The 17658-nt window shown below is 54.4% G+C and carries 15 protein-coding genes; 9 read left to right on the forward strand and 6 right to left on the reverse strand.

What is annotated here, in order from left to right:
• Window positions 1–66: 66 nt before the first annotated feature.
• Window positions 67–864: a DUF5694 domain-containing protein gene (locus tag CLV58_RS21805; protein ID WP_106139961.1), complete on the reverse strand. Its 798-nt coding sequence runs from the start codon at window positions 862–864 to the stop codon at window positions 67–69.
• A gap of 345 nt (window positions 865–1209) precedes the next feature.
• On the opposite strand from CLV58_RS21805, the gene CLV58_RS21810 reads away from it, so the two are divergent.
• The 9 genes from CLV58_RS21810 to CLV58_RS21855 all read left to right on the forward strand — a co-directional run bounded on the left by CLV58_RS21810 (window position 1210) and on the right by CLV58_RS21855 (window position 13591).
• Window positions 1210–1818, forward strand: coding sequence for a nucleotidyltransferase (locus CLV58_RS21810; RefSeq protein WP_245882414.1), 609 nt, complete (start codon window positions 1210–1212; stop codon window positions 1816–1818).
• Between the two features lie 1201 nt (window positions 1819–3019).
• Window positions 3020–3496 carry an integrase core domain-containing protein gene (locus tag CLV58_RS21820; protein ID WP_106139963.1) on the forward strand — a complete coding sequence of 159 codons (477 nt, stop codon included), beginning with the start codon at window positions 3020–3022 and terminating at the stop codon, window positions 3494–3496.
• 921 nt (window positions 3497–4417) lie between these two features.
• Window positions 4418–6325: a hypothetical protein gene (locus tag CLV58_RS21825; protein ID WP_106139964.1), complete on the forward strand. Its 1908-nt coding sequence runs from the start codon at window positions 4418–4420 to the stop codon at window positions 6323–6325.
• Between the two features lie 36 nt (window positions 6326–6361).
• Complete coding sequence (locus CLV58_RS21830) at window positions 6362–7456, forward strand: ferritin-like domain-containing protein (RefSeq protein ID WP_106139965.1); 1095 nt, start codon at window positions 6362–6364, stop codon at window positions 7454–7456.
• Between the two features lie 90 nt (window positions 7457–7546).
• Window positions 7547–10633, forward strand: coding sequence for a LodA/GoxA family CTQ-dependent oxidase (locus tag CLV58_RS21835; protein WP_106139966.1), 3087 nt, complete (start codon window positions 7547–7549; stop codon window positions 10631–10633).
• Complete coding sequence (locus CLV58_RS21840) at window positions 10630–11772, forward strand: NAD(P)/FAD-dependent oxidoreductase (protein ID WP_106139967.1); 1143 nt, start codon at window positions 10630–10632, stop codon at window positions 11770–11772. Before CLV58_RS21835 ends, CLV58_RS21840 begins: the two co-directional genes overlap by 4 nt.
• 136 nt (window positions 11773–11908) lie before the next feature.
• Window positions 11909–12142: a hypothetical protein gene (locus CLV58_RS21845; protein ID WP_106139968.1), complete on the forward strand. Its 234-nt coding sequence runs from the start codon at window positions 11909–11911 to the stop codon at window positions 12140–12142.
• A complete protein-coding gene (locus CLV58_RS21850) occupies window positions 12105–12374 on the forward strand; it encodes a hypothetical protein (RefSeq protein ID WP_170108757.1) in 270 nt (89 codons plus the stop codon). Before CLV58_RS21845 ends, CLV58_RS21850 begins: the two co-directional genes overlap by 38 nt.
• Before the next feature lie 53 nt (window positions 12375–12427).
• Window positions 12428–13591, forward strand: coding sequence for a hypothetical protein (locus tag CLV58_RS21855; protein WP_106139970.1), 1164 nt, complete (start codon window positions 12428–12430; stop codon window positions 13589–13591).
• 266 nt (window positions 13592–13857) lie between these two features.
• On the opposite strand, the gene CLV58_RS28790 is transcribed toward CLV58_RS21855, so the two are convergent.
• The 5 genes from CLV58_RS28790 to CLV58_RS21875 all read right to left on the reverse strand — a co-directional run bounded on the left by CLV58_RS28790 (window position 13858) and on the right by CLV58_RS21875 (window position 17658).
• Window positions 13858–14220 carry a transposase gene (locus CLV58_RS28790; protein WP_245882421.1) on the reverse strand — a complete coding sequence of 121 codons (363 nt, stop codon included), beginning with the start codon at window positions 14218–14220 and terminating at the stop codon, window positions 13858–13860.
• Window positions 14163–14588 carry a transposase gene (locus CLV58_RS28795; RefSeq protein WP_245882415.1) on the reverse strand — a complete coding sequence of 142 codons (426 nt, stop codon included), beginning with the start codon at window positions 14586–14588 and terminating at the stop codon, window positions 14163–14165. The genes CLV58_RS28790 and CLV58_RS28795 overlap by 58 nt, the downstream gene beginning before the upstream one ends.
• 236 nt (window positions 14589–14824) lie before the next feature.
• Entirely contained in the window at window positions 14825–15592 is a 768-nt protein-coding gene (gene kduD, locus CLV58_RS21865) for a 2-dehydro-3-deoxy-D-gluconate 5-dehydrogenase KduD (RefSeq protein ID WP_106139971.1), read from the reverse strand.
• Between the two features lie 105 nt (window positions 15593–15697).
• Entirely contained in the window at window positions 15698–16996 is a 1299-nt protein-coding gene (locus CLV58_RS21870) for an MFS transporter (protein ID WP_106139972.1), read from the reverse strand.
• A complete protein-coding gene (locus CLV58_RS21875; protein WP_106139973.1) occupies window positions 16981–17658 on the reverse strand; it encodes a beta/alpha barrel domain-containing protein in 678 nt (225 codons plus the stop codon). The genes CLV58_RS21870 and CLV58_RS21875 overlap by 16 nt, the downstream gene beginning before the upstream one ends.

Raw genomic sequence — 17658 nt, forward strand, 5'->3', positions numbered from 1 at the left:
CATTCGTCGCTGGGCTACAAGAGCCCTGAACAGTTTGAGCAGGAATATTACACAAAACTCGCGAGTTCAGTGTGCCGCTAAACTGGACCACCCCAGGCTAGTCACCAACCGCTGTAGGTTCGAGTAGATACGTAGGTTTCGATTATAGTAGCGGGAAATAAAACCATCGGCGCCAATCGGTTCTCGATTAGTGCCCCGCTTTGTGGTAACCAGCCACCGACCAATGCTACGCGCATGAGTGGCCTCTTCGTTCAAAAAGCGCAAATACTCGCCCAGTGTTGAGTTATATTTTAACAAATCTTGCAGTCTTGAATAGGCGCTATACTGCTTGTCCCAATAAGCGAAGCTGGTATCAGTCTGCTGATCATATTTGGTAAACATGATTAAGGAGTCCGCTGGACTGAAGCGGATACGAAACGGTTGGGCATCAATCGGGAATAGTTCGCTATGGCCGAAACGATCCGCGAGTTTAAACCCGATTTGATAGAGTTCATCATCCATCCTGACTCGCTTGTCGCCCTGGAAATGCCCCTTTCGGTAGGCCCTGTAAACCGAGTCGATGTACTTCTTTGCATTTGGGGCTGCCTCAACAGCAATTTTGGTGGGTTTGAAGCGGGCAATGTGGTCAAGTACTTCCGCTATCTGGGCTTGTCGGCTTGGGCTTAACATATTGACCCGTAGATCGGCTGATGTGGTGTTGACATCGACTTGCTCTCCGGCAAAATGAAACGTTCCCAGCAACAGTACCTGTGGTTTGGCGGAAGCCTGCCTAAACAAAGCGTCAATCTGCTTGCGTATGGGATTGGTTTGGGCTAGGCTGGCAAAAGGCCATAGAAATGCTCCCAGCAAGTAGATAACTCTCATGACAGCTATTGACGTAGATACGCGCTAAGGACGTTGCTTATCGTTCAACGTTGCATGTGACGGAGTGTACGACTTGACTTGTCTTATAGAACTGATTTGCCTTTTAGCCGGGAATTCTTGACAGAAGAACTACTTCTAGAATTCTTATGTAACGCTACCTCATGAGACATTGAACAAATTACCTTAATCTGTTGTACAACTGTATATTATATTTGCATCTTGCAGCGTGGCTACTCAACTAAAGGATTTCTACTATGATCGCGCAAAATAAATTTGATAGCATGCAGGAGCTAAAAGCGACTGTGAAGCCGATGGAAGAGTATTCTCAGCGGTCGCGACAAAGCCATGTCCAGCAAGAATGCCTTGTCAATTTCTTTAAAGAAGGCGTCATCCGACACGCTGCTCCTTCTCGCCCCGACACCGCGAGTAAGGAAATGTCATATGGGGTATAGTAACGACATCAAAATATTTTCCACCCTCCAAAAACACGCGGTCGAATATCTGATCATTGGTGGCACAGCTGTGTCATTTTACGGTGAATACAGAATGTCAAGACTTGCCAATGGCCAGGTCACTCAAACCGCTGATTATGATTTTTGGTACAATCCGAACCTTGGGAATTACTACCGGTTGCTGAGTGCTGTCGAAGAGTTAGGGAAAGATGTTACCCGGTATCGCGATGAGACGCCCGATCCAAAGAAAGACGTGTTCAAATTCGAATTTGAGGAAGAAAACTACACAATAGACTTTCTGCCTCATATTATGGTACCGATCAGCTTTCGAGAAGCTCTCGAACGACGCACCACGGTCGAGCGCGATGGTATTGTCGCGTATTTCATTGGTTTGGAGGATCTGATTAATGACAAGCAGGCATTGGGTCGTCAGAAAGACTTCGACGATATTGAGAACCTGCGAAAACATAATCCTAACGGCTTCCCGCCGCCTCAGCCTTAGTAGTACTTAAGCCTATTCCCGACAAATCGGATCGCGACTTCATTGATGCTGGTGACAAACTCTCCCGCTTCCGTCGAATAAAGCCAGGTGGATTCATCACTGACTATATCCTTCAGAAGCTTAGAAGCTTCATTCAAAGGCACTTCGAATAGAAGTTGCCGTCCAAGAATTTTACCTTGCAATCCTTCCAGTATAATGCGCAAGGTGGCCGGTACCGATCTTTTCTTCAGAGTATTTGACGTCGGGTATAACGTTGAATGTATTTGATAATGGATAAGAATAGCTTGCGCTCGGAGCTAGTTGTTGAAGCAGATTGAGCCGTTTTGAAACGATTAGACGGCGATTTTTGGCTGTATTATACGTAATCAAGGTGGTTTAAGTGAAACAACTAAGTCGCCGGTGCGATTACTGAATTATCACTCCTCATTTTTACCCCCTTTGTCCGCTTTCATTTGACGACGCCCATTTTACCGACGTGGGGTGGTTGTCTGAAGGCAAAACAACGGAAGGAAAAGGTACTCTTCATCCATAGTCATCCTTAAGTTGGTTAAGGAACAATTATGTAGATTAAGCTGTAAAGCATGAAAAACAACAGGTCAGTTCATTAGCCATCAGACTATACATCCGTCTCATAAAACGCTCTCTTTTCGAGACAGCACCCAGCAGGTCAACCTTCTCAGTCGAAAAACGCGAACATATCGAAGCCCCACTATTTCAGCAGATCGGGCAACTGAAAGCGGCCGCCGCGCGCTCGAAAACGATTACTTCAAAAAAATTACGGACGAGTTAGGTACCGACCTTCGCCTGCTGATCGAGCCTGATCATCGTCGCCTTTCGGTTAGCCAACAGTGTAGTGTGCTGGAACTGGCTCGATCAACTTATCATTACCAGCCCGTGGGCGAATCGGTCCAGAATCTGGCGCTAATGCAGCGGATTGACCATTTGTTTACGGCTTGACCTGAGTTGGGTGTGGAGCGGATGTGTCAGGAACTGACCAGCCTAGAGCAGCCAATCAATGTTAAGCAAGTGCGGCGACTGATGCGGTTGATGGGCCTGGAGGCTATTGGCCCCAAACCTAACCTCTCCAAGCCTCAGCCCGGCCACATGATTTATCCTTATTTATTACGAGAGGTTGTCATTGAGCGGCCCAATCCGGTCTGGTCCATCGACATTACAGCACGGGCCGCCCCGCTACGTGCCAATGGCCAGCGGTTTTTTGTACCTATGTGCTGTCATCAACCGCCCGGCGGCCCGGTGGTTCAGTCGATTCATGTTGAGTTGGCGACGGAGCAACACGCTGTTAGCGGATGTTTATGTAGATGCTCTGGAAGAGTCGTTAAGTATTTGGGGTAAACCTGAAATCTTCAACACTGATCAGGGCAGCCAGTTCACGAGTCATGAGTTCCTTAAACCGTTGATGAGTAATGAGATAAATAGCAGCATGGACTCAAAAGATCGAGCGTTAGACAACATTTTCATCGAGCGATTTTGGCGAACTATCAAGTATGAGCCGAACGGGCGGCGTTTACATCAAGGCTTGGAGGAGTATTTTCGCTTTTACAATCAAGAACGCAAGCACCAATCGTTAGGCTATCAGACGCCTGCGGCATGGTATGAAAGGGGAAAAGAAAACGGAAAACTACAATACATGCCCTCTACAATATCAAGCTTAATTTAACCCCAAATCTGTCCAACATTTGGGGAGTACTATAGACAGTATAGACAGACCTGAATCGAATCGTTACCGCACGGTGCCCGCTAATGTCAAAACCGACACAGTAACGAAGGAGTGTAGTTGCTGATTTCATGTTAGTCGGAAAGGGAAAGTTAGTGGCTAATCAACTGACGGCTTTTCCTCACTTTGGCACATGCGTGCAGAGTCATAGAGACAGAACTACGCTCTTAGGTACTGTTGATGTTTAAAGGAAAAACGGGCCGGGCCGCCGGGCGGTGAACAGATTAACCAGCGGCCCAACATCATCAGGTGAAAAAGACGTGTCAACGGCAGAACCCGAGCTACTGCTCACCCCTGTCAGAGACTAACTCAAAATTGCACTTTTACCAACTATATCAAAGAAAGTCAAAGATATGAGCGGCGGACCGTACCAAACGGCCGCACCAAGCCTTGGTTTTTTTAACCGCCCGGCGGCCCGGACCGATGGAGTACAAACAAGCGGCTTAGGCTCTAACCGTTACTGGCCTACTGAACAGGGAGTAGCACACTTGATAATAACTTCAATGTCCTTTTGATGAAACGTCCTACTCTTTATCGATGCCAACTTGTCTAATGAATACGGGGCACTACAATTCCAAAGCAAAAAGTAGCAACGTCATTACTCACTGGTAACTTTTGGTTACCGCTCCCTAAAGAGCTTATCCAGTATTTGTCAAATACAAGCTAGCTTAGGTCCGATCTCCGTTCAACGGTTGACCTGGCCTGGATAGGGTGGCAGTGACTGGCTTTGTCTGCCCCACTGTCTGGTTAGGACTAAGCCTGCAAGTATACTGGTGATCAGTGCAAGTTGAGCAGTGCAAGTTGAGCAGTGCATTAATTAATGCGCTGTTTTTACCCTTTCTCACCCTTATAAATGCCTTTCCGATGAGTTACCTCAATGGCTTGCGTTTGCACTTTTCAGGGCGCTTTCAGGCCGCTCCATCTACGGTAAACAACGACGTCACCCATTTTAACAACAGCACCTTTCTCCCCAACTACCAGCAGTACGGAAGAGGAGCAACAAATGGCTGGTGGAACCCCGGCGGGGGAGCTGAATGGCGGCTGTTGGGCTGTACGGTACAGACCGCCTGGCTAGACGCCGACACGCCGACCGACGCTTCGGATGTGGTGCTGGGCTGCATAGTGGGCGACACCGACCGGCGGGCACCCGCCAAGATTGTAGACCTGGACCCGTTGCAACAGCTTGTGTCCGAAATCTGGGGGCTGGAAGTGCGACTGTCAACGGCCGACGGGCAGTTGCTACTGCGTGGGCAGTACGACGCAACGGGCTTTATGGACATCTGGGACCGGGCTCAGGGAGGAGGGGGCGATGTGGGGGCAGGCTCTATGTACCAGTCGGTTCTGACAGAACTGGAGTGGGGAGATCTCAGCCGGTCCCCTTTTCTAGAGGCTCTACAGCAGGCCAGTCCCGATAAGCTGCTGTCCATCAAATTCAACGTAGATGGATACAACATGGATCGGACATCGCCCGAATTTACCCGGGGGCGCATCGTGGGTACGATTGGGCCGGCCACTAATGAAGAGCCGCGCCATTTTGTCGCTGGCCGCCAATTTATTCCCCAGGATACGGGTAAGGGTAATTTTTTCGCACCGCAGGCCAGTCTCGGCTTCTGCGTGGCCCGGCTAGACGAGTCCGCCAGACGCCTGTTTCTGGATCTGGGCAACGCGTTGCCGACTACCGTACCCGGTGGCCCGCTTAGCGATCTGGGGTTACTCCAGCTCCTTCTGGAAGATACCGGCGAACCTATCTCGTCTGCCTTGCCTTACCTGACTCCCAACTGGTATGAACAAACGGCGGGTCTGGTAGCCGTACCCGCACAGCGCCCCCTGACAGATGCGGAAATCGAAGCGATCAACACCCGGCCACTGGCGCTGCAACTCCTGCTGGATGGGGCTACTCAACTGACGCCGGAATCACCCAATGGCCTGTTTGTGCGGGCTGACCGGTTTGTGTTTCGGGCCGATGCGGGCCAGTCGGTCGCGGTTGACCTGTGGGCTACGCGCTATGGGCAACCGTACGCCAATGCAACCATCCTGCTCCAGCTAGATGCCAGCCAGTTGCAACCCGGCTCCGGCTACGTGCAACCGGTTACGCCTGACTCCCAGCCGTCTACGCCGGGCGAACCCACAGACGTACTTTCGTTCCCCAATCAGGTAACGGCCGATCAGCGGGGGCGGGTTACGGTATGTATTCAGGCGGGAGACCCGCAACGGTATCGGCAGTACATTGATGGTCAGGTGTACGGTCTGCGCCCTTCCCTGGCCGAAATTGGCTTTCCGCCACTCAACCCCAACCCACCCTTTATTTATCCGCTGGGCACTTGGAATTTTATCAGCTTCCTGATCTGGGACGCCTTTCCTATCGAAACGCCTGTAACCTGGTATGGTTGTTTGCAACCCATTTTCCAACAGTATGCAAACCTATACCCCGTCATGAGCCGCTTTCTCAACCTGGCCGATCCACTGGAGGTGTGGGCCAATCAGGCGTTGCTGACCATGGCGTTCGGGCTACCCATCACCGATCCGAATACCATGCCGGTTACCCGTGACCTGTCGATGGCCAAGCGGCAGGCTATCCTGGCCTGGCTGAACGCCACGGATACGACCGGACAACCCCTGCTACAACTGGGTGAACCATGGCAACGTCCTCTTCCGCCGGCCGCTGCCAGTGCGCTGGCGGTAGAACAGCCCACGTCTGCCGCCAGCCAGCCCGCCGAAGCCCTGCGTGGGGGCAAGGCTATGGCAGCCAGCCGACGGCTCGTTTTGCGGTAATTTCTGTTTCATTTTCTCCCTCTCAGCCAACCCATCATGTTACTGCTTAAACAATCACTGGCCACCGACCTGTCTGATATAGCCAACCTGCGGACGGCTTTGCAGGAAGCTATTGAACTGGAACACTCGACGATTCCGCCCTATCTGTATGCGCTGTACTCCCTGAAGCCGGGACAAAACGAAACGATCCGGGCGCTGATCCGCTCAATCGTCTGGGAAGAAATGGCACACATGAGCCTGGCCTGTAATATGCTCAATGCCATTGGCGGCAGTCCGCAAATTGACAAACCTGATTTTATTCCGGCGTATCCGGGTCCGTTGCCCGGTACGGTCGAATCCGGGTTGATCGTGCCGCTGTCGCCCTTCTCACCGCAACTGGTCAATGCGGTATTTATGACCATCGAGCAGCCTGAGCATCCGCTTGATTTTCCCGTTGGCCCCGCCCTGCTGGCTACCGCGCCCGAACGCCCCCTGACGATCGGTATGTTTTATCAACGCATAAAAGCAGCGTTTATAGCGGGCGGGGAAGGGTTATTTACGGGCGATCCGGCCCGGCAGGTAAGCAGCTGGCGCATCCAGCCCGTGACTGATCTGGCCTCGGCCATCAGCGCAATCGATACGATTGTCGAACAAGGCGAAGGCACGCCGGAATCGCCGATGGACCATGGATTGATGCAGTCGGAAGAAGTCGCCCATTACTACCGGTTTGCCGAGATTTACCATGGCTACCAGCTGATCCCGAATTCGGGCGTCCCGGCCGATGCGCCCTTCGACGAGCGGTATCGATACGCCGGGGCCCCCATTGCCTACGAACCAGCCGGCGTATGGCCGGTAGTGAGCAATCCGAAGCTGACGACTTATCCAGATGGGTCAGCCGCCCAGTTTGCCTGTCAGACCTTTAACTATACCTATACGGGCTTACTGAAGGCGTTACACCAGACCTTCAACGGGCAACCAGCGTACATCAATACGGCCATTGGGATGATGGAATCATTGAAAGGCCTGGCCTTGGGTATGATGTCTACGGCTTATACGCCTGACGGGCTAACGAATGCAGGGCCGAGTTTCGAGTACATGCCTCAGTTGCCACTGCAATATCCGCCCGCTCCACCCGCTCCCCAGCCCAGTTAACCCGAGCTTTTTGCTCAACCCGGACGCCCCCATCGTTTCTACCCCGCACTAGCCTTCTCCCGCGTATCCCTCTTTTCCTGAACCAATTCCATGAAAAGCCTTATCGACAGCACCAATAAGCTGAATACCACCTGCTCCTGCGACGATCCTATCGAGTGTCTGCGGCATATGTTCTGCGACCTGGTCCAGAAAAACCGGGTAGAGCATCAGGGTCAGTGCCCCGCCCGACGGCCCGTTTTTCTGCGTACGCACGGCATTGTCGAGGGGACGTTTACTATTCTGGAGGCCATCCCGGCTGTACTGAAAGCGGGCCTGTTCGCCACGCCGGGCACCCACCCGGTTTACATCCGGTATTCGTCGGATCTGAACGATGGGCGACCCGACTGGCTCAGCACGATCGGCATCGGTATCAAAGTGTTTGACGTATCGGGCGACAAGTTCGTCTCGGATAATGGAGCCAACACAGCTGATTTTCTGCTGCAAAACGTGCCGTTTTTTTTCGTGGATACGGCCCGTGACATGTGTAACTTCACCAAAGCCGCCCTCGAGGGCTGGGATGACGACTGGATTCAGCAGCATGCGCCGGGTACCACGGCCCTGCTGAACAACATGGAAAAACAAACCCATTCGGTGTTTGAAACGCCTTTGTGGAGCGTAGTGCCCTTTCAGCTGGGTGAAAGCCACTACGGCAAATACATACTGCGGCCCGGCGTATCTACGTTTGCCGCTGAAGTCGATAGCAACGATCCCGATTTTTTGGGTAAGGATCTGGCCGGGCGTATGGCCGCCGGCCGCGCTACCCTGGACTTTTACGTTCAACTGCGGCCTGATGCCGCCGACGTTGGCGAAGCATATGTCGACACCCATTTCCCGCTTGACCGGGCCACGGTTACGTGGGACGAACGGGTAGCGGTCCCTATCAAAGTCGCCACGATTGAACTTCCTCAGCAGGACATCACGGCAGCGGACCGAACGATTTATGGCGACTGGCTTTCGTTCAATATCGGCCGGGTACCCCTGGCCAACAAACCAGTGGGCAGTATTGCTGAAGCACGGATCAGTGTGTACCAGACCAGCGCCAATTACCGCCGGGCAAAAAACGACCAGCCGGTCACGGAGCCGACTGCACCGGGGGAACCGGTCATCAGAAACCCCGTATGCCCTTTTCCACACCAGAAACCGACGGGTGAGCAACCTAAAGCACTCACCGACGAGCAGATCAGGCGCATCACTCATGTTCGGATTCATCCGGGTATTGGCGTGGCCAGGGTAGGCAACAGCGCCAGCGACTATTACATTGGCCCTGAGGTATTCAGACCGGCCCCCACGGCGTTCGGCAGCACCCGCGATGCGGGCGGGGCCATCAAACGGCAGGCGGCCCGCTTCCGCATCTATGGCTACGATAAAGACGGTGATGTCGTGGCCGAAGTGCAACAGGCCGATAACACGACGATTCAGTGGACGGTCCATCTGGCCAATAAGAAAGCGGCCTGGTACCAGTTCAACGCGGCAATGGATATACCGGCTACGGTAAGCCTACAGGTGCCCCTCCGCAATGCGGGCGTGACGGGTGGCGACCGGCGTGCGCTGGCCATCGACACCGGCAGAAAAACAATTATGGGCCTGAACATGCACGACGACAGCTACGTATTGTCGGGGACGTTCCAGGGAACGGACGTCACCCTCGGTGAACTACGCACCGACGCCGTGGGTCGACTGGTGGTACTGCCCGGTTTCGGCGTATCGGCCAGCCCCGCTGGGCGGCCCATTTATCAGCCCAGCAACCCTGACAGTTTCAATAACGCCGATGGCTGGTACGACGATATTGCCGATGGCCCGGTGCAGGCCAAAGTTACCATTGGTGCTCTCGATTTCGTGGCCGACCCGGCATGGGTGGTTTCGGCCCCACCTAACTTTGCCCCGGACCTGATCGGGTGGCGCACGATGGACGACCTGCTACAAAGCGTTTACATGCAATGTGGCCTGCTAAGCGTGCCCCAGCGGATCTCCTTCACAGAGCATGTCCGGCCCATCCTCGAACGGCTCAGCGAGATGCAATGGGTCAACAAAGGCTATCTGGCCATGTTCGGAGCAGGCGCGCCCCTCAACTTCACCGACCCGGCGCTGCTCCGCAAGCTGGCAACCGTACCGGCCGATACGAACCTGTACCCGGACCCGTACCTTGAGCTGCGCCGAACCATTTACAACAGCTTCCGGCCAACAAACACCCAGACCGTAGAAGCCGCTGCCTGGCCCTGGAACTACAGCGACGCCTACGGGTATACCAACCCCGACCCGCTGGCGGCTCCTTCGCCACTCACCTACATGCAGTTGCCGCCTTTCTATAACTATGTGCTGACCAACTGGGTGAATGGCCTGTTCATCAACGATTACGATCCGGCGGAACAGCCACCACAGACGATAGCCGACGTTGACCTGCAAAAACAGCCCGATACGCTTGACCGGGCGGCCATGCGCTTCTGTCTGGCGGATGCCTTCCACCCGGGCGCTGAACTGACCTGGCCCATGCGTAACCCGTCTATGTACCGGGCCCCCTACCGAATCAGGTTGTGCGAAGAAGGGCTCAGTGAACCGACCTACGGAGCCATGCTGACCAACAGCGACGTGTTGGCCATCAACGGCCCCCTGTATGGCCAGCGGCCCGGCACGCTGACCCGCTGGATGGCCCTTCCCTGGCAGGGTGACACGGCCTATTGCCGATCGGGCTACGAATTCGAATACGACCCCTACGTACCGACGTTTTGGCCGGCCCGGGTACCCAACCAAGTGCTGACGGAGGTCGATTACCACACGCTCTGCGACCTCACCCAGCCGCTTGATATCCGGCTGGCAGCTTTCCAGAACCGGCCGGGCTGGCTAAGGCAGTTACCATCTGCAAGCCCGGCACCGGAGCAGATGCTGTACATGGTAGCCCACTTCGGCGAAATGGGTATTCTGGAAGCCAAACCCCGCCCCGATGACCTGGACTGGTTACCGGCCGTTATCTACGTGGAGAACCTGACTAACGTCAAGAAGGCGGAACTGGCAAAAGACTATCAGCGCTTCCAAAAAGCGTTTGGGCAGCTTGGGTTGTATGACCGCAAACTGGCCGAAGCGGGCTGGATCAGCGAAGAACAGCGGAACGAGTTCGACACGATCAAGCGCCGAGGCTTATGAGCGGCCCGGCGGCCTACCACGATGTCGTGGTTGCCGGGGCAGGCCCGGCGGGCTGCGCAGCGGCTATCGTGCTAAAGCAGGCGGGGCACAACGTTTGCCTGGTCGATCAGGCGAGCAGGCTGGTGCGTAAGGTCGGCGAATCGGTACCCGGGGCGATCATTCGCCTGCTGAATCGTCTGGGTATTCTGGGTATAGATACGCTTCTGTCGCCCGAGGATCACAAACGGTGCGTGGCCAATGCGTCCGCCTGGGGCAGCGATCAGTGGGTCTATCAGGATGCACTGCGTAATCCGGAGGGCGGGGGCTGGCATATCAATCGTGCCCGTTTCGATGCAGCTCTGCGCCAACGGGCCATCCTGGCCGGCATTCCGCTGTATGCAGCCCGGGTTGGGCCGTTGGAGCGATCACCGACCCGGGATCTGTCCCAGCCGGGCTATCTACTTCACCTGAAAGGCCAGTCAGGGGAGCTGATTCCACCCATTCAGACCCCCTGGCTGATCGATGCCACCGGGCGTAAAGCCCAGATCGGCCGGCAGCACCGGCTCCCAAGATACCGCCTGACGAACCAGATGGCCGCCGTATATTGGATTGATAGTGGCGAACCCGACCGTGACCATATGACCCGCCTGAAATCGACCGTTGAGGGGTGGTGGTACACCGCCCTATTACCCGATACCAGCCGCATTATCAGCTTTCAGGGTTTACCCGCCACTAGTGGCAAACTCATTCGGAGCCCAGCGGCTTTTGTGACCCAGTTCAACGCGACTGCGATTCTACCCAATCCAATAAGCCTTCATTCAGTTATTGCTTGTACAGCAAGCGACGCGGGCCTGATTCGCATGCCGACGGTAGCGATCCCAGGTTTAGTCTGCGTGGGCGATGCTGCCTTGTCACTTGACCCCTTGTCAGCGCAAGGTATTTTCTTTGCGCTCTACAGTGGCATCAAAGGGGCTGAAGCCATCTCAATAGGTTTGACTGATCCACTTCTAACAACCAGTGCGTTACAAGCCTACCAGCATTGTGTTGATCAGGTCTTTACCGCTAATCAACAACTCAGAAATCATTTCTACTTAAACGAACATAGGTTTACGGCTGCCAGCTACTGGCGGCAGCAGGTGTTATCGGTAATTTTAGCGTAAACGGTAAAATTAGTACAGCACTTTTGTCAGTCCATCACTATGACACCTACCTATTTTCATTACCAGACCAGTCTGCTGCTGACGGTATTGCTCGGTTGTAGGCGATTCTAAACCCCCACCGCTGCCGAAAACCCCTGTGCGCTGCCTAGGGGGCGTTGTCTACCGGCAGTTCATCGGCCGACGGGTCCTACCGATCGATGTGCTGTTTCGGGCCGCCCACCCCTGGGTCAACGAGCAGCCCAGCGACTACATGCTGGAAGCCGAGAAACCGCTTTTCAGACAGACCCGGCTCTTTCCCGGCCTGATACCCGAGCCGCGTTGCCCCCGATGGGGTGGCTCACTCATTGATACCCTACGCCCAGTTTTATAGTTCCGTCGATGCCGAGCCCGACACGCCCAATGTGTTTTTTTCATCCTATCAGGTCATACGGGTTGGCCGGACGACGATCAATTCGGTCGATCTGATCCGGGAATTACGCGATACGGTACTCGCGCAGGCTGTCGATCGGGAAAGCCGCCAGCTGATTCAGTCACTAGGTGATCTGCTGCGGCTGCGCAATCAGCCTATTGATGATGGCGGCTATGGGGCCGAGATCGATTGAGCGTATGCCGTATATTTGTTAAGGCTGTAGCCGACTTAATAACCCAGCGTCGGATGGATACACTCTTTTTCGATATTGTAACCAGTGTGCCCCGCACCACCCTGAGCCGCATGCAGGGCCAGCGCCACTACCCCGCCCGGCTCCTGCAGGTGGCCCTGATCAATCAGGCCGGTGAACTGCTTTACAAAAGCTACGTCCAGCCCGCTGAACTCGACTGGGAGGAAACCTCGGATGGTACCTACCTGAGCGTGTCTGATTTCAAGCGCAAACGCTATCCTACCCAGCAGCAGGTCATCGAGCAGCTACGGCCGCTGCTACAGACGTGGGAAGTGGTCGTATATGGTCTAAGCGAAAAATGGGAATTCGTTCACCCTTTTATCCACCCGATCCGCCAGAAGTGGTGCTCCCGGAAGCTACCGGCTAACCTGGGTCGGTGGGGGGATTCCCGGCCGCCGACCCAGCCAACCTTCAGTCAGGAACTGGGGGAGATCCTGTTCACGCCCCACGACAGTGCCGATACGGGTAAGCGCGATGCCGAATCGGTGGCGATGGGTAGCCGGGCCCTGTGGCGGTATCGGACCGACCCGACCTACCGGGCCGAAGTGGAAGCCCGGCGGGAGTACTACCGGATCAATCCCATCGTTGAAAAAATCATTTACCAGGAACGATTACCCCAATACGAGCAACGTAGCCGGGTGTACCAGCAGTTGGAAGCCCGTATTTTCGACGCGGCCCATATCATCCTGCCGGATCGCGAGCGGGAACGGGAGGGCAAAGCCAGCGCCAGTACCTTTTGCTGTGCCCTGACGGGGTATTCGCTGTATGAGTGGGAAACATACGGCACGTGGCTGGCTGCCCCGGTTGTTACATCGCCTTACCCGACGCATCTGGTGGCCGACTACAAGATCAAGCGGATGGGGGCCATGCAGCCGACAGCCCGGCTGGATAACCGCCGGCCGGATAACCGGCAGTATCACGGGGGTGGCTCACGCTACACGTTTCTGTTCGATCTGTCGAACTACCAGCTGGGTGTAGACTACGTGCCCATTGTCGACTATCCACCGGGGGGGATGTATTCGATTTCAGCATTGAAGAAGCAGTTCCGGCTCAAGGAGGCCCAGGTGAACGGTCTGTTGCCGGCCGCTCATACCCACGGTTTGTGGGGCGAGTATTTTCTGTATCGATGGCCGGTCGAGGAAAGCACTCACCGGGATTGACCTTGACTGGCTTGCCCGTTTCGTCGTATTGCTACCCCACAACTCGCTGCCAGGTTTATGAACTATCTCCGCTACGTGATGTTTACGCTGGTCCTTGTCTGGTCGGAAAGGGATATTTCTTACAAATGAACGAAAGTTATCGGTTTCAAACGAAATTAATAGTTAGAAGCGACTAATTATATGTCTCTTTTGGGGAGCATTGTTTGAGACGATTAATCTAGCGCCTTTATTGATGAAGCTGTTTAGGACTTAGCCGTTATGGCTTTTTATCGTTCAATCTTACGCAGAAACAGCACGACAAAGGCCAACCAGTGGAATGATACCCAGATCTCCACGCAGCTTTCGTAACGCACCAGTAAGGTCTTGAAGCTGTCCAGCCAACTAGTAGCCTGCTCAATCACACTGCGCCGTTTGTACCACTCCTCATCAAAGTAAGGTAACCTCGAAGCTGAGCTAAGACCACAATGGCGATTCAGTGCAATGTTGGTTTCAAGCTGCCGGTGTTGGCAAGCCAGCCGCAGCTGTTGACTGTTAAAACCGCTATCGGCGTTGAGAAACAGGTCACTTAGGCTTAGTTCCGCTTCCTCCAGCAACACACAGAGCTGCTCAAAGAGGGCTTCAATCCCCAATAGGTCATGGTGATTGCCGGCCTGAGGGCAGCACAGGCTAGCATCCCCCCCTGGTTGTCAGCCATAAACAGGGTGTTGGTGGTAGGAGCCGCTTTGCGGCCCTGATAACCAACGGCCTCTCCACCGTTTTTGGCCGGTGTATGCGAACCGTCTAACTGAATGCTAGAGCAGTTCAAAAATTGTTTGTTGAGTCGGCGTACATTGAGCCAGACGCGTCGCCAGGACCCATCTTTGCGCCACTCGTTGAAATGAAAGGACACACCTTGCCAAGTCAATGGTTGGTCATCAAAAAACTGTTTAACCGGTAGCTGCCGCCATTGGCAACCGGTTTTGCGCTTGTAAAGGCTGGCAGCCAGCCGGTCAGTCATAGCTACTTTTAGTGGTTTTCCCCGCTTGCCCAGGGTCAAATGTGGCAGAATCTAACGCTGGATGGTAGTTTTGTCTAAGACTTCCAAGAAGTAGGCTGATTTGAGTGTCGCAGCCCAAATGCCGCCCTTCAGCGGAAGTCTTTTTCATTAGCCTAAACAGCTTCTTAGTCAAATTCACGTAATCAAGCAGACACGGTTCATTTAAACTGCTTGATTGCGTGATTGAGCACCATTGGTCAACGGGCCATCCAGCCACCATCCACGGTTAGAATTGTACCATTGACGTAAGCGCCAGCTTCGGAAGTCAGAAAAACGACGGGGCCTTTAAAATCATTGGGTTCGCCCCAGCGGTTGGCAGGAATACGATCAAGAATAGCCTTTGATCGATCAGGGTCTGCCCGTAACGCTTCCGTATTGTTGGTCGCAATGTAGCCGGGTGCAATACCGTTTACATTAACGCCTTTTGAAGCCCACTCATTGGCAAATGCTTTGACCAGACCCGCCACCGCGCTTTTGCTGGCGGTATAGCCGGGTACGTTGATGCCCCCCTGGAAACTCAGCAACGAACAGGTAAACACAATTTTTCCACTTCCTCGGGCGATCATGTCCTTCCCAAACTCACGGGTTAGCAGAAACTGGGCGTCGAGGTTTACGGAGATTACTTTATCCCACCAGTCATCAGGGTGTTCAGCGACGGGCTTACGCAGAATCATCCCGGCGTTATTGATCAGAATGTCGATGGTATGCGCGGCTTTGACGTCGGTTACGAACTGATAGAGTGTATCGCGGTCCGACAGGTCGACAACGTATCCTGTAAATTGACGGCCTAAACCGGTGATGGCCTGCTGCGTATCACCATTCAGGATGGTTTCAGCATTGGACGCGCCGACAATATCGGCCCCGGCTTCAGCGAGTGCAATGGCCATAGCTTGCCCTAATCCGGTGTCGCTGCCGGTTACCAGAGCCGTTTTGCCGGCCAGACTAAATTGATCTAAAATACGCATTGGGGTATGGTTAATAACGTCTTGGTGAATGGTGAAATCTGTTGCTTTTTAGTCGGTGCCATGCGCTTGGCGAGACCGGTGGGGCTTATGGTTACTCTTTTACCGCTACCGAATCGAATCCAGTTGAACCGGCTTCATAGTAGGCGTGAGTACGTGCATGACGAGCCAGGCCAGCAGATAGGCAGACCCGCACATCAGAAAGATGATCCCGTAGCCGCTCTGCACGTCGCCCGCCTGCTTGTAGCTTTGCAGGATGCGCCCAACAATTTCGGGGAAAATGATCCCCCCTACCGAACCGGCCATGCTCCCAATACCGACCACGGTGCTAACCGCCCGTTTGGGAAACATATCCGACGCTGTCGTAAAAATGTTGGCACTCCAGGCCTGGTGGGCCGCCCCGGCCAGACCGATCAGGGCCACCGCCCCCCAGATGCCTGGCCCGTAGCGAACGGCGATGACGGGTACCACCAGCAGGGCAAAAATGAACATGGCCGTCTTGCGGGCTTTCCAGACGCTCCAGCCCCGCCGGATCAGCGCCGACGACAGATAGCCCCCGCCAATACTCCCGATGCTGACCAGCGTGTAGAGTACGGCCAGATATAAGTTGGGCTTCTTGGTATCAAGGTGAAACGTAGTGGCGAAATAGTCCTGTAACCAGAATAGGAAAAACCACCAGATGGGGTCGGTTAGCATCTTACCAACTACGAAGGCCCAGGTCTGCCGTTTACCCAACAGCTGTCCCCAGCCAACCGATGGCTCCTGAGCGGCAGTGGTTTCCGGCTCGTTGTCGCTGAGAATGTACTCGTATTCGGCCTTCGACAAACGAGGTTGCTGCGCAGGCGATTGATAGCTAAAATGCCAGAAAATTAACCAGATGAACCCAACGGCACCAGTCGCAATAAAAGCCATCTGCCAACCATAAACACCCAGCAACCAGGGAACAACGATCGGCGCAATCACCGCCCCGATGTTCGCCCCGGAATTGAAAATACCGGTTGCCAGTGCCCGCTCTTTCTTGGGAAACCACTCGGCCACCGTTTTTATTGCCGCCGGAAAATTGCCCGCTTCGCCTAGTCCTAAGCCCACGCGAGCCACGATAAAACCAACCGTACTGGTTGCCATAGCATGGGCCATAGCCGCCAGACTCCAGAAGATAATGGCGAGTGAGTAGCCCCGCTTGGTGCCGATGTAATCGATGAAACGACCGAACAATAGCAGACCGAGGGCGTAAGCCGCTGAGAAAAACTGGACAATCCGGCTGTAGTCGATCTCCGACCAGTTGAATTCTTTTTCCAGCGTAGGCTTCAGCAGACCCACTACCTGCCGGTCGAGGTAGTTGATGGTGGTGGCGAAAAACAGCAGGGCCACAACGGTCCAGCGAAAATTCCCTACAGATTTACGCATGCGGTTGTAGGCAGGTAAGGGGTTAGTTGAGTCAACAGATCGGTAATACGCAGGCGCAGCTGGTCAGGCGGTAGCGAATCGCCGGCGAACAATTGCGACCCCAGCCCGAGGGCCGTAGCTCCCGCTGCCAACCAGGGCTTTATACTCTCGACGGTTGGTTCGACACCACCTGTCACCATTAGGTTTAAGCCGGGTATTGGCCCGTGAATGGCCTTGATAAAATCCGGACCAATGACATTTCCCGGAAACACCTTTAGCAACTGCGCCCCCAGCCTTGTAGCCTGATACAGCTCGTTCAGGGTGGTTCCCGCTGGTATCCAGGGGATATTTCGTGCGTGACAACGACCGCCCACGGCCGGGGTTATTACGGGTTGTACCACAAAATCGGCCCCGGCATCCATAAAGGCATCTGCATCGTCGGGGGTCAGAATGGTCCCGATCCCGAGCGCCAGCTCCGGGCACTGTTGCCGGACGAATGGTACGACCTGCGTGAAGGTAGCCAGCGCATCAGCCCCCCGGTTGGTAAATTCAAACACCCGCAGCCCGCCCTCGTAACAGGCTTGTATGGTTTGCCGGGTGTGATCAGGGTCGGCATGGTAAAACACCGGCACCAGGGGGACGGCCCTTAAACTGGTTAGTAAATGAGAAATTGAAAAAGACAT

The sequence above is a fragment of the Spirosoma oryzae genome, assembly GCF_003002825.1.
Lineage (GTDB): Bacteria > Bacteroidota > Bacteroidia > Cytophagales > Spirosomataceae > Spirosoma > Spirosoma oryzae.

Excerpts from the sequence above, each read along its gene's own strand:
- CLV58_RS21820 (WP_106139963.1), top strand. The coding sequence starts at position 3,020 with ATGGCCAGCGGTTTTTTGTACCTATGTGCTGTCATCAACCGCCCGGCG.
- CLV58_RS21825 (WP_106139964.1), top strand. The coding sequence starts at position 4,418 with ATGAGTTACCTCAATGGCTTGCGTTTGCACTTTTCAGGGCGCTTTCAG.
- CLV58_RS21840 (WP_106139967.1), top strand. The coding sequence starts at position 10,630 with ATGAGCGGCCCGGCGGCCTACCACGATGTCGTGGTTGCCGGGGCAGGC.
- CLV58_RS28795 (WP_245882415.1), bottom strand. The coding sequence starts at position 14,588 with ATGACTGACCGGCTGGCTGCCAGCCTTTACAAGCGCAAAACCGGTTGC.
- kduD (WP_106139971.1), bottom strand. The coding sequence starts at position 15,592 with ATGCGTATTTTAGATCAATTTAGTCTGGCCGGCAAAACGGCTCTGGTA.
- CLV58_RS21835 (WP_106139966.1), top strand. The coding sequence starts at position 7,547 with ATGAAAAGCCTTATCGACAGCACCAATAAGCTGAATACCACCTGCTCC.
- CLV58_RS21810 (WP_245882414.1), top strand. The coding sequence starts at position 1,210 with ATGTCCAGCAAGAATGCCTTGTCAATTTCTTTAAAGAAGGCGTCATCC.
- CLV58_RS21855 (WP_106139970.1), top strand. The coding sequence starts at position 12,428 with ATGGATACACTCTTTTTCGATATTGTAACCAGTGTGCCCCGCACCACC.
- CLV58_RS21875 (WP_106139973.1), bottom strand. The coding sequence starts at position 17,658 with ATGTCTTTTTCAATTTCTCATTTACTAACCAGTTTAAGGGCCGTCCCC.
- CLV58_RS21805 (WP_106139961.1), bottom strand. The coding sequence starts at position 864 with ATGAGAGTTATCTACTTGCTGGGAGCATTTCTATGGCCTTTTGCCAGC.
- CLV58_RS21870 (WP_106139972.1), bottom strand. The coding sequence starts at position 16,996 with ATGCGTAAATCTGTAGGGAATTTTCGCTGGACCGTTGTGGCCCTGCTG.
- CLV58_RS21830 (WP_106139965.1), top strand. The coding sequence starts at position 6,362 with ATGTTACTGCTTAAACAATCACTGGCCACCGACCTGTCTGATATAGCC.